This is a genomic window from Streptomyces sp. NPDC008001 (genome assembly GCF_042958085.1).
Taxonomy (GTDB): domain Bacteria; phylum Actinomycetota; class Actinomycetes; order Streptomycetales; family Streptomycetaceae; genus Streptomyces.
The window spans coordinates 730,806-745,406 of the sequence record NZ_JBIBIZ010000001.1 but is presented as its reverse complement, the minus strand read 5'-3'; the positions used below and the strand labels follow the sequence as shown (position 1 = coordinate 745,406).

Sequence of the window (14,601 nt, the reverse complement as noted above, 5' to 3'; positions counted from 1 at the left end):
GCCGCCGGCGTCAGCCGGGGAGCTGTTCGCCCGTGCGCTGCAGCAGGTCTCCCACTACGGACTCCACCAGCCGCGCCGCCTCGTCGACCGCCGCGCGCACCGGGTCGCTGAGCCCGCAGACGACGTCGGGTTCGTCGCCGCGCATGCGGATCAGCGGCTCGCAGCCGACGAGCACGACGCGGGGGAAGGGGAGGTCTTCCCACCGCGCCAGGTCCCGTGCCATGGCGATGACGTTGACCGGGTCCATGCCGTGCGCCTCGGGGATCGCCGGGACGAGGTCCTGCTCCGTACCGTCGAGGTCCAGGACGTACAGGGTCCCCGGGGTGCCGCCGCGCGGTACGGCGTCCACCAGGACCGCGGCATCGTAGCCGTCCAGCAGCCGGTAGGCGAGGTCCATGCCGCGGATCCCGAAGTCGGCGGCATCCACGCCCTCCGGCAGTGGCCGGGCCTGCAGGACGGCGAGCACTTCCGGGCCGAAGGCGTCGTCGGCGAGGAAGATGTTGCCGATGCCCGCGACGAGGACGCGTGAGGCGGCCGGCGGGATCACAGCGACTGCTCCGCGGCCCTGCGCACCGGGCGCGGATGGGACCGCAATTCCGAGAGGGTGTCCAGGCGTTCGTCCGCGCCCGGCGCCGGCCGCTTGCGGACGAAGGCCGAACGCAGCGCGTGGTAGGGGGCGTCGGGCGCGAAGAACGTCGCGTGCATGCGGCGGAGTTCCTCGGCGCGGTAGGAGGCGAGCGGCCTGGTCTGCTCGTCCCGGTCGCGAGCCGCCTTCTTCGCGGCGATCCGTGCCGGTACGTCGGTGTGGCGGACGAGTTCGGTGGCCATGCGGGCGGTGGCGGTGCCGAATTCCCCGGGCGGGGCGGCGACGAGGCGGTCGACGAGGCCGAGGGTGAGCGCGCGGGCGGCGCTCACGGGCGCGGCCTGTTCCGTCAGCGCCGCGGCCTGCTGCGCGCCGACGCGCCGGGGCAGGGTGTAGGTCCAGTACTCGGAGCCGTACAGGCCCATCAGCCGGTAGTGCGGGTTGAGGATCGCGCCGTCCCTGCACCACACCTCGTCCGCGGCCAGGGCCAGCATGGCGCCGCCCGCGGCGGCGTTGCCGGCGACGGCCGCGACGACCAGCCGGTCGGTGGTGGTGAGCACTGCCTCGACCAGGTCGTCCATGGCGTTGATGTTGGCCCACGACTCGGCGGCGGGGTCCGCGGCGGCCTCGATGACGTTGAGGTGGATGCCGTTGGAGAAGAAGTCCCGTTCGCCGCCGAGCACCAGGACGGAGGTCGGCCGCCGGCAGGCGTGGCGGTAGGCGGTGAGCAGGCGCCGGCAGTGGGCCGTGCTCATGGCGCCGCCGGGGAAGCGGAACCGGAGGAAACCGACCGCGCCGCTTTCGGTGTAGCGGATGTCGCTCCAGGTGCGGCTGCCGGGCGGCGGCTCCAGGGGCGGCGGCGTTTCGGGGACGGGGGGCAGCCGCTCGCCCAGGGCCAGGGTGGCGGGCAGTTTGATGCCGGGCGGGTCGGTCTCCGTGCGGCAGCGGCGCAGTTCGGGGATCCACACCGCTCCGTCCGCGGTGGCGCGGCAGATGGCGCCCGCTCGCGTGGCCAGCACCGTCCCCGGCGTGCCGCGCAGCCGGTCCTCGGGGTGGCCGCCGTGCAGGAACCATTCGCCGCCCAGGAGTTCGTCGCGTACGCCCGGCTGTGAGTCGGCGGCGCGCAGGGCGCGCACCACGGATGCGGTCGTCCGGGTCCGCCAGTCGATGCGCCGCTCCTCCTGCCGCAGGTACGGGCGGGTCCGTACGGGCAGGCCGTCCTGGGGCCGGGGCGTCCAGCCGGACGACGCGTAGCGTTCCACCGCCAGGAGTACGGCCCGGACGGCGGCGTCGGCCAGTTCGCCGCGGTACAGGTCGCTCTTGGCCACGTCGCCGGGCACGGCGAAGCCGGTGTCCGCCCAGACGGCTCCGGCGTCCATCTCCTCCTCGGCCTGGAGCACCGTCACCCCCCACTGCCGCTCGCCGTCGTGCAGGGCCCGGTCGAGGGAGGACGGGCCCCGGTCGCCCGGCGGCCCCGGGTGGACCACGAGGCAGGTGTGCCGGGACCAGACGTCCCGGGGCACGGCCGTGCGCAGCATGGGCGCGATGACCAGGTCGGCGGGGTGGCGGCGGACCGCCGCGCGCACGGCCTCCTCACCGTCCACCACGGCGGCGGCGACGGTGTACCCGCGGTCGCCGAGCTCGGCGAAGACCCGCTGCGTGAGGCTGTTGAACGCACTGGCGACAAGCAGAATGCGCACGGTGGCCGTCTCCTCGTGGCGTGTCCGTGACCGGTGCGGTGCGTCCCCGACCGGTCGCTGTCCTGATTGATCGTCAGTGACCACCGCCCGCCGCCCGGTGGTGCGCGGCCGCAGGCACACCCGTGATTGCGCCGCGCAGGTGAATGCACACGGCCGCATGGACCGCTCCGGACGCGCCGTGCGGTCCGGCGGCCCGGATGCCCCCGCACTGTGGAGCGCGTACGTGCCGTGCCGGGCACGCCGGCGGCCGCAGGACGACGGGAGCACCTTGGCCGATGCACGAGCTGTCCATCGCCACGGCGATCGTCGAACACGCGGAGGAAACCGCCCGGCTCCACGGCGGCGGCCGTGTCGCGGCGGTACGGGTGCGGGTGGGCGAGATGGCCGGGGCCGTGCCGGACGCTCTGCGCTTCTCCTTCGAGGTGGCCCGGGAGGGCACGGCCCTGGAGTCGGCCCGCCTGCTGGTGGAGGAGATCCCGGCGCGGGCCCGCTGCACGCCGTGCGGCACCGACTTCGCGGTGGGGACGCCGCCGCTGATGTGGTGTCCGCGGTGCGACCGGCCGTCGCAGGAGCTGGTGGGCGGACGGGAGCTGGAAGTCGTCGCCGTCGAACTCGAGGAGGCGGGCGTGTGATGTGCCGTGTGGTGGACGTACGGCAGGCGGTCCTGGCCAAGAACGACGCCCTGGCCGGTGCCTTGCGCGAGGAACTCGCCGCCCGGGGCACGGTCGTCGTGACCCTGCTGTCCAGTCCGGGCAGCGGCAAGACCGCGCTCCTCGAACAGGTCCTGGCCCGCACGACCGCACGGGGCGTCCCCGCGGCGGCCCTGACGGCGGACCTGGCCACCGAGAACGACGCGACCCGGCTGGCGCGCTCCGGGGCACCCGTGAAACAGGTGCTGACCGGGGGACTGTGCCATCTGGAGGCCGCGCAGCTCCGCGCCCACCTGGAGGGGTGGCTGCCGGCCGGCACCCGGGTGCTGTACGTGGAGAACGTCGGCAACCTCGTCTGCCCGGCCTCCTACGACCTGGGCGAGACGCTGCGCATCACGCTGATGTCGGTCACGGAAGGCGAGGACAAACCCCTCAAGTACCCGGCGGCCTTCGGGCTCGCGCACCTGGTGGTGCTCACCAAGACCGACATCGCGCAGGCCGTGGATTTCGACCGGGCGGCTTTCGTACGGAACGTCTCGCGGATCAATCCGGGGGTGGACGTCGTGGAGACGTCGGCCCGGACCGGGGAGGGCGTCGAGGCGCTGGTGGAACGGGTGCTGGCGGTGGTGCGGGGAGGCGGCGTCCACCGGCCGGCGATGGCGGCGGCGGGACCCGTCGGCGGGGGTGTGCACGTTCACGCCCACCAGCCGCCGGACCCCACCCCCGTCGCCTTCCCGGCCCCGGAGGACCCGGCGGTCCCCCGGCCGTGACCACGGCCCGTGACAGGCAGCCCTTCGTCCGGCGCCGCCTCGTCGTGCGCGGCACGGTGCAGGGGGTCGGTTTCCGTCCGTTCGTGCACGGTCTGGCCGGCGAACTCGGCCTCTCCGGCTACGTCGTCAACCACACCGGAGGCGTCGTCACCGAGGTGGAGGGCGCGCCGGAGCCCGTGCGGGCCTTCTGCGAGCGGCTCGCCGCGGCACCGCCCCCGCTGGCCGTGATCGCCTCCGTCGCGCAGCTGGACCTGCCGGTCCTGGGCGGCGACGGCTTCTCGATCCTGCCGTCCGAGGCGGGTGCCGGGCGCACCGGGGTGCCGCCCGACGCGGCCGTGTGCGCCGACTGCCTCGCGGAGCTCGCCGACCCGGCCGACGCCCGCCACCGGCACCCGTTCATCACCTGCACGCACTGCGGGCCGCGGTTCACCATCGTCACCGGCCTGCCCTACGACCGTCCCCGTACGACGATGGCCGGCTTCCCGCTGTGCGAGCGGTGCGCCGCGCAGTACGCCGATCCCGCCGACCGCCGCTTCCACGCACAGCCGGTGTGCTGCCCCTCCTGCGGGCCGCGGCTGCGGCTGGAGCACGCGGGCGCGGACACCGTGCACGAGGGTGCGGACGCCGTGGCGCAGGCCCGGGCGCTCCTCGCGCGGGGTGCGGTGCTGGCCGTCAAGGGCGTCGGCGGGTACCACCTGGCCTGCGACGCGGGCAACGAGGACGCGGTCGGCCGGCTCCGGGCGGCGAAGGAGCGGGGTGGCAAGCCCTTCGCCGTCATGGTGGCGGACCTGGAGACGGCCCGCGGCCTTGCTCCCGTGAGCGAGGCCGAAGCACGGCTGCTGAGCGGCCCGCGGGCGCCCGTGGTCCTGCTGCGGCGCACCACCCTGTCCACCCGGTCCACCACGCCGCCGGCCCCCTCCGTCTGCCCCGGCAGCCCCGGCGTCGGTGTGATGCTCCCCTACAGCCCCGTGCACCGGCTGCTGTTCGGGCTGCCCGGCGACCCGCCCGGTCCGCGGATGCTGGTGATGACCAGCGGCAACCGGTCGGGCGAGCCCATCGTCACCGACGATGCGGAGGCCGCCGCACGGCTGTCGGAGCTGGCCGGCGCACGTCTGGCGCACGACCGGCCGATCCACGTGCCGTGCGACGACTCGGTGGTACGGGTTCGTGCCGACGGCAGCACTCTGCCGCTGCGCCGCTCTCGCGGCTACGTGCCCGAGCCCCTCCCCCTGCCCTTCGAGGTGCCGCCCGCCCTGGCCCTCGGCGGCGACCTGAAGAACGTCTTCTGTCTGGGGAGCGGCCGTTCGGCCTGGCTGTCCCAGCACATCGGCGACCTCGGCGACCCGGCCGCCGCCGGGGTCCTCGGCCGGGCCGTCGACCACCTCGCCCACCTCACCGGCGTCCGCCCGGAACTGCTCGTGGCCGACAAGCATCCGCGCTACCGGTCGGCGGCCTGGGCGCGCGAGCGCGCCGGGGGCCGCCCGCTGAGGCTGGTGCAGCACCATCACGCGCACATCGCGTCGGCCATGGCCGACGCGGGCCTGGACGGCACCTCGCCCGTCATCGGCGTCGCCTTCGACGGGACGGGTTACGGGGACGACGGCGCGGTGTGGGGCGGCGAGGTGATGCTCGCCGACTACACCGGCTACCGGCGCTGCGCCCACCTGGCGTACGTGCCCTTGCCGGGCGGGGACGCGGCCGTCCGCAACCCGTACCGCATGGCCCTCGCCCACCTGCGGACCGCCGGAGTCCCCTGGGACGAGGCGCTCCCGGCCGTCGCGGCCTGCGGCGAGGGCGAACTCCGGCTGCTGGACCGGCAGCTGGAGCGCCGGGTGGCGTGCGTGCCGGCGTCCAGCATGGGGCGGCTCTTCGACGCCGTCTCCTCGCTCGCCGGCGTCTGCCACCGGGCGGGGTACGAGGCGCAGGCGGCGATGGAGCTGGAGGCGTACGCGGCCCGGGGCGTGGACGCCGGATGCGGCCGCCCGTACGCCTTCGCCCTGCGCGGCGGCGGGGCGGCGGGCGACGGCCCGTGCCTGATCGATCCGGCGCCCGTGCTCCGCGCCGTCGTCGCGGACGTACGGGCCGGAACGCCCGTGGAGCTCGTGGCCGCCCGCTTCCACCTCGCCGTCGCCGACGCGGTCCTGGCCGTATGCGCGGCCGTGCGCCGGTGGTCGGGGGTGGGCACGGTCGCGCTGACCGGCGGGGTCTTCGCCAACGCCGTGCTGGAGGAGGCGTGCGGCAGTCGGCTGGCCGGCGGCGGTTTCACGGTGGTGCGGCACCGCCTCGTGCCCTGCGGCGACGGGGGGCTGGCTCTGGGCCAGCTGCTCGTGGCGGCCAGGGCCGGTGACCATGCGCAGACACCCGCCGCACGGGGCTGCGCGGAAGGAGGAGACCGTGTGCCTGGCAGTGCCCGGGAAAGTGGTCGGGGTTGAGGAGCGGGACGGAACCCGCATGGCCAAGGTGGACTTCGGCGGCGTCGTCAAGGACGTGTGCCTGGCCTATCTGCCGGAGATCGAGGTCGGCGACTACGCCATCGTGCACGTCGGCTTCGCCCTGCAACGTCTGGACGAGGAGGCGGCGTTGGCGACGCTGGAGCTGTTCGCCCGGATGGGCGCGCTGGAGGAGGAGTTCGGTGACGCGTGGGGCCGCGCGGCCGCCGAGGCGGGAGAGCCGGAGGTGCCGCGGTGAAGTACTTGGAGGAGTTCCAGGACCCCGCCCTGGCCCGGCGGCTGCTGGACGAGATCCACGCGACCGTCACCCGGCCCTGGGCGCTGATGGAGGTGTGCGGCGGCCAGACCCACTCGATCATCCGGCACGGCATCGACCAGCTGCTGCCCGGCGAGGTCGAGCTGATCCACGGCCCCGGCTGCCCGGTGTGCGTCACGCCGCTGGAAGTGATCGACAAGGCGCTCGCCATCGCCTCCCTCCCGGAGGTGGTCTTCTGCTCGTTCGGGGACATGCTGCGCGTTCCCGGCAGCGGCCGGGACCTGTTCCGGGTCAAGAGCGCGGGCGGCGACGTACGGGTGGTGTACTCCCCGCTGGACGCGCTGGAGATCGCGCGCCGCAACCCGGAGAAGGAGGTGGTGTTCTTCGCCATCGGCTTCGAGACGACGGCGCCCGCCAACGCCATGGCGGTGCACCAGGCGCGCGCCCTGGGCATTCGCAACTTCAGCCTGCTCGTCTCGCACGTGCGGGTGCCGCCCGCGATCGAGGCGATCATGCGCTCGCCGCACTGCCGCGTGCAGGGTTTCCTGGCCGCCGGGCACGTGTGCAGCGTGATGGGGACGGGCGAGTACCCGGCCCTGGCCGAGCAGTTCCGGGTGCCGGTCGTCGTGACCGGCTTCGAACCGCTGGACATCCTCGAAGGCGTCCGCCGCACCGTGCTCCAGCTGGAACGCGGCGAGCACCGGGTGGAGAACGCCTACGCGCGCGCCGTCCGCGACGAGGGCAACACCGCCGCGCTGCGCATGCTGTCCGAGGTCTTCGAGACGACGGACCGCGCCTGGCGCGGCATCGGCACCATTCCCGCCAGCGGCTGGCGGCTGTCCGGCGCCTACCGGGAGTTCGACGCCGAGCACCGCTTCGACGTGACGGACGTACGCACCGAGGAGCCCGCGGCCTGCCGCAGCGGCGAAGTGCTGCAAGGCCTCCTCAAGCCGTCCGAGTGCGCGGCCTTCGGCACGGTCTGCACCCCGCGCACGCCCCTGGGGGCGACGATGGTCTCCAATGAGGGCGCCTGCGCGGCCTACTACCTCTACCGCCGCCTGAGTCCGGGCCCGGGCACGGATCCGGATCGGGATCCGGCAGCGGCGGCGACCGGCAAGGAGGCGACTTCCGTTGGCTGACGGCATCGCGGAGACGGCAGGGGCGCCGAGCGGGACGGCAGGGGCGCCGGACGAGGCGATCGGGGTCCCGGGTGGGACGACCGGGCTGCCGGGTGCGCTGCCCGACCCGGCGGTGTGGAGCTGCCCGGCCCCCTTGCGGGACCGGCCCGTCGTCGTCCTGGGGCACGGCGGAGGCGGGGCGCTGTCGGCCGAGCTCGTGGCCGACGTGTTCGCCCCCGCCTACGGCAACGAGATCCTGGCCGGGCTCGCGGACTCGGCCGTGCTGTCCCTGGGCGGGGCCCGCCTGGCCTTCTCGACCGATTCCTACGTGGTGCGGCCGCTGTTCTTCCCCGGCGGCTGCATCGGCGACCTGGCCGTCAACGGCACCGTCAACGACCTCGCCATGAGCGGGGCCCGGGCGGCGTACCTGTCCTGCGCGTTCGTCCTTGAGGAGGGCACGGAGCTGGCGGTGGTCGAGCGGGTCGCGCGGGCGATGGGCACGGCAGCCGCGGCCGCGGGGGTCGTCGTGGCCACCGGGGACACCAAGGTCGTCGACGCTGGCCACGGGGACGGGATCTACGTCACCACCGCCGGCATCGGGCTCGTCCCGGACGGGGTCGACATCCGCCCGCAGCGGGCGCGGCCGGGCGACGTGGTCATCGTCAGCGGCCCCGTCGGGCTGCACGGGGTGGCCGTGCTCAGCGTGCGCGAGGGCCTGGAGTTCGGCGTCGGGATCGCCAGCGACACCGCGCCCCTCGGCGGCCTGGTCGCCGCCATGCTCGCCGTCACCCGCGATCTGCACGTGCTGCGCGACCCCACGCGGGGCGGCGTGGCGACGGCCCTGAACGAGATCGCCACCGCCTCCGGCACGGGCGTCGTGCTCACCGAGAAGGCCGTGCCGGTGCCGGAGGCGGTGGCGAACGCCTGCGGGTTCCTCGGCCTCGATCCGCTGTACGTGGCGAACGAGGGCCGGCTGGTCGCCTTCGTCCCCCGCGAGCACGCCGACGCGGTCCTCGCCGCGATGCGCGCGCACCCGCAAGGCGCCGGGGCCGCGGTCATCGGCGAGTGCGTGGCGGAACACCCGGGCATGGTGGTGGCCCGCACGGGGCTCGGCGGGACGAGAGTGGTGGACCTGCCGGACGGGGAACAGCTGCCGCGGATCTGCTGACAGCGCCGGTCCGCCGGGGCGCTCCGGTTCTGCCCGGGGCATCCCGGTGAAGAGCACGAACGCACGCGCTCGTGAAGTGGGAGGCCTGCTCGGCCGGCCGCGTGCCCGAGCACGTGTCACACCCCTGAACGCCACAACGCGCACGGTGCAGCGAACCGTGTGAAAGTGGGACGAGTCGCGCCACGCCAGGGAGCGCCAGGGAGCCCTAGGAGACCGTATGCCGCAGCACCCGGTGGGCACCCGTACCGGCCCTGCGCGGCCGGCGGACGGCAGTGACGCCTTCGCCCGGGTGGGCCCGGTCGCCGACGCCGTCCTCTACGAGGGCTACCTCCTCTACCCCTACCGCCGGTCCTCGGGCAAGAACCGGGTGCGCTGGCAGTTCGGGGTGCTCGCCCCGCGAGACTGGGCCGAGGCACAGGGACCCGAGGTGCCCGGTGTCGCCGGCTCCTGCGACGCGTGGCGGCAGCGGACCGAGTGCCTGGTACGAGTGACGGCCCCCGACCCGCTGGTGCGCGTACGGGTGCGGTTCCTGCAGGTGCAGCGGAAGCGGGTCGAGCGGCGCACGGAGACCGGCGGCCACGTCCCGGTCGAGGGCCTGGAGGCGGACGGGACGGTCCACCTGTCCTTCGACGAGGCCGTCCCGCAGGAGTGCGAGATCACCGTCCCGCTGCGCGACCTCCTCGTACGCGAGCGCGAGTTCCCCGTGGCGGCGCCCGGCGGCACCACGACCGAGCAGCTCGGTGCGGGCGCCGGGCGGGTCGTGCGGGAGCGGCTCCCCCTGCGGGCCCGGGCGCTGCTGCGGGCCAAGCAACTCGACGGCGCGCGGAGCCTGTTCAGGCTGCGGCTGAGCACGGAGAACACGGGAGCGGCCGGGCCGCTGAGCCCGCGGGAGGAGGCGTTGCGCCACGCGCTGGTCGCCACCCACACGCTCCTCGGGGGCGACGGACTGTGCTTCCTGTCCCTGCTCGATCCGCCCCGCTGGGCACAGGCGCACGCCGGTCAGTGCCACAACCTGCACACCTTCCCCGTACTGGCGGGCGGGCCGGGCTCGTGCGACGTGGTCCTCTCCTCCCCCATCATCCTGCCCGACCACCCGCAGGTGGCGCCGGAGAGCCCGGGCGACCTGCACGACGCCGCGGAGATCGACGAGATCCTCACCCTGCGCACGATGCTCCTGACCGACGAGGAGAAGCGCGAGGCCCGGGCCACCGACCGGCGCGCGGCGGCGATCCTCGACCGGGTCGACACCATGCCGCCGGAGGTCTTCGGCCGCCTGCACGGCGCGATCCGCTCGCTCGCGCCGGCCCGCCCGGCGAGCCCGGCCCGCCCGGCTGCCGCGGCAGGGCAGGAGCCGGTCCCCTGGTGGCGGGAGGGCGGGGACGACGGCCTGTGCCCGGCCACGGACACCACGCTCGTCGGCGGGGTGACGGTGACGGCAGGCAGCAGGGTGCTGCTGGCGCCGCGCGGCCGGGGCGCCGACGCGCAGGACATGTTCCTCGAAGGCCGCACCGCCGTGGTGGCGGCGGTCTTCCACGACGTGGACGGAGGGGTGCAGCTGGCCGTGACCGTCGAGGACGATCCGGCGGCCGAACTGCACGGCTGGTACGGCCGGTTCCACTACTTCCGGCCGGACGAGGTCCGGCCCCTGTCAGCGGACACCACGTGCACCGCCCGAGGAGGCCCCGACCATGACCGGTGACAACGCCACGGACGCCCCTGGCACCTCCGGCACTCCCGGCACCTCCGGCATCCCGGGAAAGCAACCGGCCGGCGCCGAAGGGGTTCCGGGCATCGAGGAGATCGACATCCTGTGGATCTCCGAGGGCATGAGCTGCGACGGCGACACGGTCTCCATGACCGCCTCCGATCAGCCCTCCATCGAGGACCTGGTGCTGGGCCTCGTCCCCGGTCTGCCGAAGGTGAACCTGCACAACAAGGTGCTCTCCCCCACCTTGGGCGGCGAGGAGTTCCTCGCCCCGTTCCGGGCCGCCGCCCGGGGAGACCTCTCCCCCTTCATCCTGGTGATCGAGGGCTCGGTGCCCAACCAGAACGTCATCGAGGGCGACGGCTACTGGACGTCCTTCGGCAACGACCCCGAGACCGGCGAGCCGCTCACCCTCAACTGGTGGATCGACCAGCTGGCGCCCCGCGCGTGGGCGGTGGTCGCGGCCGGGACGTGCGCGGCCTACGGCGGCATCCACGCCATGGCCGGCAACCCCACCGGCTGCATGGGCCTGGCCGACTACGTGGGCTGGGACTACACCTCGCAGGGCGAACTGCCGATCGTGAACGTACCGGGCTGCCCGATCCAGCCGGAGAACTTCATGGAGACCCTGACGTGGGTGCTCCAGCACGCCGCCGGATCGGCGCCTCCGCCGCCGCTCGACCACATGCTGCGCCCGCAGTGGCTGTTCGGCAGGACCGTGCACGAGGGCTGCGACCGGGCGGCCTACTACGAGCAGGCCGACTTCGCCATGGACTACAGCTCGCCCAAGTGCCAGGTCAAGGTGGGCTGCTGGGGTCCGGTGGTCAACTGCAACGTGCCCAAGCGGGGCTGGATGTCGGGGGTCGGCGGCTGCCCGAACGTCGGCGGGATCTGCATCGGCTGCACCATGCCGGGGTTCCCCGACGCCTTCATGCCCTTCATGGACGAGCCCGCCGGCGCCGCCGTCTCCTCGGTGCTCGTCAAGCCGTACGGCGCGCTCGTCCGGCGGCTGCGCGGCATCACCAACATGGCCGTCAACCGGGAGCCCCGCTGGCACCACAACGGCCCCGAGCTCACCACGGGTTACGACCCCACCTGGCGGCCGCGCGGCACGCGCGGCCGGGGCAAGGGACGCGCGAGGAGAAGAGAGCTGACATGAGGAGAAGAGAGCTGACATGACGTCCACCGCGGACCGGTCCACGGAGGCGCGCAAGCCCCCGCAGATCGTGGAGATGTCCTGGGATCCGATCACCCGGATCATCGGCAACCTCGGCATCTACACGAAGATCGACTTCGCCAACCGCGAGGTGACCGAGTGCCACAGCACCTCGTCGCTGTTCCGCGGGTACTCGGTCTTCCTCAAGGGCAAGGACCCGCGGGACGCCGGCTTCATCACCTCGCGCATCTGCGGCATCTGCGGGGACAACCACACCACCTGCTCCGGCTACGCCCAGCAGATGGCCTACGGCATCAAACCGCCCCCGCTCGCCGAGAGCATCGTCAACCTCGGCGAAGCCGCTGAATACATGTTCGACCACACCATCTTCCAGGACAACCTGGTCTTCGTGGACTTCTGCGAGGCGATGGTCAAGGCCACCAACCCCGGCGTCCTGGCCCGCGCGGAACGGACCGAGGCGCCGAACGGACGCGTCCACGGCTACCGCACCATCGCGGACGTCATGCGCGCCTTCAACCCCTTCGAGGGCGAGGTCTACAAGGAAGCGCTGAAGGTCAGCCGGATCACCCGGGAGATGTTCTGCCTCATGGAGGGCCGGCACGTCCACCCCTCCACCCTCTACCCCGGCGGCGTCGGCACCCAGCCCACCCCCACGACCTTCACCGACTTCCTCTCCCGGCTGCTGCGCGTCACCGACTTCATCAAGCAGTCGGTGGCCATGAACGACGACGTCTTCGACTTCTTCTACGAGGCCCTGCCCGGCTACGAGGAGGTCGGACGGCGCCGGATCCTGCTCGGCTGCTGGGGCGCCTGGCAGAACCCCGACGTCTGCGACTACCGCTACGAGACGATGAACGACTGGGGCAAGGCCATGTACGTCACCCCCGGCGTCATCGTCGACGGCAAGCTCGTCACCAACAACCTCGTCGACATCAACCTCGGCCTGCGCGTCCTGCTGGGCAGCTCCTTCTACGAGGACTGGACCGCCGAGGAGCCCTTCGTCAGCAAGGACCCGCTCGGCAACCCCGTCGACATCCGCCACCCGTGGAACCAGACGACCCTGCCCCAACCGCAGAAGCGCGACTTCGCCGGGAACTACAGCTGGGTGATGAGCCCCCGCTGGTACGACGGGAGCAGCGGGCAGCACCTGGCCCTCGACACCGGCGGCGGCCCGCTGGCGCGGCTGTGGTCCACCGCGCTCAACGGCCTGGTCGACACGCCCTACGTCAAGGCCACCGGGCACAGCGTGCGCATCTCCCTGCCCAAGAGCGAGAAGCTGCCGGAGACGACGCTGGAGTGGTCGATCCCGCAGTGGAGCAACACCATCGAACGCGACCGGGCCCGCCCCTACTTCGTGGCCTACGCCGCCGCCATGGCCTTCGACTTCCTGGACAAGGCCATGGGCCTGGTCCGCTCCGGCGAGACCCGGACGTTCACCGACTTCGAGGTGCCCGACGAAGCCATCGGCTGCGGCTTCCACGAGGCGGTGCGCGGCGTCCTCTCCCACCACCTGGTGATCAAGGACAAGAAGATCGCCAACTACCACCCGTACCCGCCCACTCCGTGGAACGCCAGCCCGCGCGACATCTACGGCACCCCCGGCCCGTACGAGGACGCCGTGCAGGGCCAGCCGATCTTCGAGGAGAACGGCCCGGACGACTTCAAGGGCGTCGACATCATGCGCACCGTGCGCAGCTTTGACCCCTGCCTGCCCTGTGGCGTGCACATGTATCTCGGCGGTGGCAAGGAGCTGCGGACGGTGCACTCCCCGACCTTCGGAGCCGACCATGGCTGACGCGCAGGATTCCGGGGACGCGGAGACCGTCCGGCTGCTCGCCCGCGCCGATGAGCTGCTCGGGCGGCTGGAAGCCCTTCCCGGCCCCACGGCACAGGCCGGGCTGGAGTCCGTGCGGGCCCTCACCGAGGTGTACGGCGAGGCCCTGGCCCGGGTGGTGGACGCGGCCGGTCCGGCGCTCGCCGGGCGCCTCGCCGACGACGAGCTCGTCGGGCACCTGCTGGTGCTCCACGGGCTGCACCCCGAACCCGTCGAGCGGCGGGTGGCCCGCGCCGTCGACGGGCTCCGGCCCGCTGTCCGCGAGCGGGGCGGTGACCTGCAACTGGTCGGCGTGGAGGGCGGCATCGCCACCGTCCGGCTCAAGGCCGGAGGCTGCCCCTCCACGGCGGCCGGCGCCGCGGCCGCCGTCCGGGACGCCGTCCTCGCCCTCGCGCCCGAGCTGTCGGACGTCCGTCAGGCGCCGGAGGAGGACCGGCGCAGCGCCTTCGTTCCGCTCGACACCGTCCGCGTCCGGCCGGCGGCCGCCGGGAGCCCCGCGTGACGGGCATGACGGACGTGACAGGCATGACGGAGGTGACCGGGGTGGCCGGCACAACGGACGCGGCTGGGGTGACCGGCACGACCGGCGGCGCCCTGGCCCGCGTCATCGCCCGCCGGCCGGGTACGGGGCCGGCCGGGGACGCGGAGCACTGCGATGTGTGCGCCGCCCCGGCCGAGGACGGGCACCGGCACCTGTACGACACCGCACGGGCCGAGGTGTTGTGCGCCTGCCGGGCATGCGCCCTGCTCTTCAACCGGGAGGCGGCCGGGGACGGTCACTACCGGCTGGTCCCGCAGCGCCGGATCCGGCTCGCCCCGCTGCCCACCGACGGTCTCGGCGTGCCCGTCGGACTCGCCTTCTTCGTCGTCCGCGCGGGCGGCGAGGTGACGGCGCACTACCCGAGCCCGGCCGGAGCGACGCAGTGGGACGTGGCCCCGGAGAGCTGGCGCGAGACCGTGGGCCGGTGCCCGCCGCTGGCCACGCTCGTCCCCGACGTGGAAGCCCTGCTCGTCAACACCGCGCGCGGCCGGCAGGACCACTGGATCACCCCCGTCGACGACTGTTTCCGGCTGGTCGCCCTGGTCCGCCAGGAGTGGCGCGGCCTGTCCGGCGGCGGCCGCATCTGGCCGGCCGTCGAGCGCTTCTTCTCGGACCTCGCCCCACAAGGCGAGGATCCCCGGCAGTGAGG

13 protein-coding genes are annotated in these 14,601 nt (G+C 73.9%); 11 read left to right on the top strand and 2 right to left on the bottom strand.

Features of this window, described 5'->3' with window-relative positions:
• Positions 1 to 10: 10 nt before the first annotated feature.
• Together ACFZCD_RS02865 and ACFZCD_RS02860 are read right to left on the bottom strand one after the other, a co-directional pair.
• Positions 11 to 547, bottom strand: coding sequence for a hydrogenase maturation protease (locus tag ACFZCD_RS02865; protein ID WP_391827174.1), 537 nt, complete (start codon positions 545 to 547; stop codon positions 11 to 13).
• On the bottom strand, positions 544 to 2,283 hold the full coding sequence (locus ACFZCD_RS02860; protein ID WP_391827172.1) for an enoyl-CoA hydratase-related protein: 1,740 nt from the start codon (positions 2,281 to 2,283) through the stop codon (positions 544 to 546). The genes ACFZCD_RS02865 and ACFZCD_RS02860 overlap by 4 nt, the downstream gene beginning before the upstream one ends.
• A 275-nt stretch (positions 2,284 to 2,558) precedes the next feature.
• Here ACFZCD_RS02860 and hypA point away from each other — a divergent pair, with 275 nt between their 5' ends.
• From hypA to ACFZCD_RS02805, 11 genes are all read left to right on the top strand, one after another.
• Positions 2,559 to 2,915, top strand: a complete 357-nt coding sequence (gene hypA, locus ACFZCD_RS02855; protein WP_391827170.1) for a hydrogenase maturation nickel metallochaperone HypA — start codon at positions 2,559 to 2,561, stop codon at positions 2,913 to 2,915.
• Complete coding sequence (hypB, locus tag ACFZCD_RS02850) at positions 2,915 to 3,703, top strand: hydrogenase nickel incorporation protein HypB (protein WP_391827168.1); 789 nt, start codon at positions 2,915 to 2,917, stop codon at positions 3,701 to 3,703. The genes hypA and hypB overlap by 1 nt, the downstream gene beginning before the upstream one ends.
• Positions 3,700 to 6,135, top strand: coding sequence for a carbamoyltransferase HypF (hypF, locus tag ACFZCD_RS02845; protein WP_391827166.1), 2,436 nt, complete (start codon positions 3,700 to 3,702; stop codon positions 6,133 to 6,135). The genes hypB and hypF overlap by 4 nt, the downstream gene beginning before the upstream one ends.
• Entirely contained in the window at positions 6,098 to 6,391 is a 294-nt protein-coding gene (locus tag ACFZCD_RS02840) for a HypC/HybG/HupF family hydrogenase formation chaperone (protein WP_171078247.1), read from the top strand. The genes hypF and ACFZCD_RS02840 overlap by 38 nt, the downstream gene beginning before the upstream one ends.
• Positions 6,388 to 7,548, top strand: coding sequence for a hydrogenase formation protein HypD (gene hypD, locus ACFZCD_RS02835; RefSeq protein ID WP_391827164.1), 1,161 nt, complete (start codon positions 6,388 to 6,390; stop codon positions 7,546 to 7,548). The genes ACFZCD_RS02840 and hypD overlap by 4 nt, the downstream gene beginning before the upstream one ends.
• 97 nt (positions 7,549 to 7,645) lie before the next feature.
• Positions 7,646 to 8,695, top strand: coding sequence for a hydrogenase expression/formation protein HypE (gene hypE, locus ACFZCD_RS02830; protein ID WP_391827936.1), 1,050 nt, complete (start codon positions 7,646 to 7,648; stop codon positions 8,693 to 8,695).
• Between the two features lie 217 nt (positions 8,696 to 8,912).
• Positions 8,913 to 10,394, top strand: a complete 1,482-nt coding sequence (locus ACFZCD_RS02825) for a hypothetical protein (RefSeq protein ID WP_391827162.1) — start codon at positions 8,913 to 8,915, stop codon at positions 10,392 to 10,394.
• On the top strand, positions 10,384 to 11,559 hold the full coding sequence (locus tag ACFZCD_RS02820; protein WP_391827160.1) for a hydrogenase expression protein HypE: 1,176 nt from the start codon (positions 10,384 to 10,386) through the stop codon (positions 11,557 to 11,559). The genes ACFZCD_RS02825 and ACFZCD_RS02820 overlap by 11 nt, the downstream gene beginning before the upstream one ends.
• 16 nt (positions 11,560 to 11,575) lie before the next feature.
• On the top strand, positions 11,576 to 13,372 hold the full coding sequence (locus ACFZCD_RS02815; protein ID WP_391827158.1) for a nickel-dependent hydrogenase large subunit: 1,797 nt from the start codon (positions 11,576 to 11,578) through the stop codon (positions 13,370 to 13,372).
• The gene (locus ACFZCD_RS02810; protein ID WP_391827156.1) at positions 13,365 to 13,913 is read left to right on the top strand and encodes a NifU family protein; all 549 of its coding nucleotides are present in this window, start codon (positions 13,365 to 13,367) and stop codon (positions 13,911 to 13,913) included. The genes ACFZCD_RS02815 and ACFZCD_RS02810 overlap by 8 nt, the downstream gene beginning before the upstream one ends.
• A 23-nt stretch (positions 13,914 to 13,936) precedes the next feature.
• Entirely contained in the window at positions 13,937 to 14,599 is a 663-nt protein-coding gene (locus ACFZCD_RS02805; protein ID WP_391827934.1) for a DUF5947 family protein, read from the top strand.
• The last annotated feature ends 2 nt before the right edge of the window (positions 14,600 to 14,601 follow it).

Coding starts and splice junctions, on each gene's coding strand:
- hypA (WP_391827170.1), top strand. CDS start 2,559: ATGCACGAGCTGTCCATCGCCACGGCGATCGTCGAACACGCGGAGGAA.
- hypB (WP_391827168.1), top strand. CDS start 2,915: ATGTGCCGTGTGGTGGACGTACGGCAGGCGGTCCTGGCCAAGAACGAC.
- ACFZCD_RS02825 (WP_391827162.1), top strand. CDS start 8,913: ATGCCGCAGCACCCGGTGGGCACCCGTACCGGCCCTGCGCGGCCGGCG.
- ACFZCD_RS02820 (WP_391827160.1), top strand. CDS start 10,384: ATGACCGGTGACAACGCCACGGACGCCCCTGGCACCTCCGGCACTCCC.
- ACFZCD_RS02815 (WP_391827158.1), top strand. CDS start 11,576: ATGACGTCCACCGCGGACCGGTCCACGGAGGCGCGCAAGCCCCCGCAG.
- ACFZCD_RS02810 (WP_391827156.1), top strand. CDS start 13,365: ATGGCTGACGCGCAGGATTCCGGGGACGCGGAGACCGTCCGGCTGCTC.
- ACFZCD_RS02805 (WP_391827934.1), top strand. CDS start 13,937: ATGACGGAGGTGACCGGGGTGGCCGGCACAACGGACGCGGCTGGGGTG.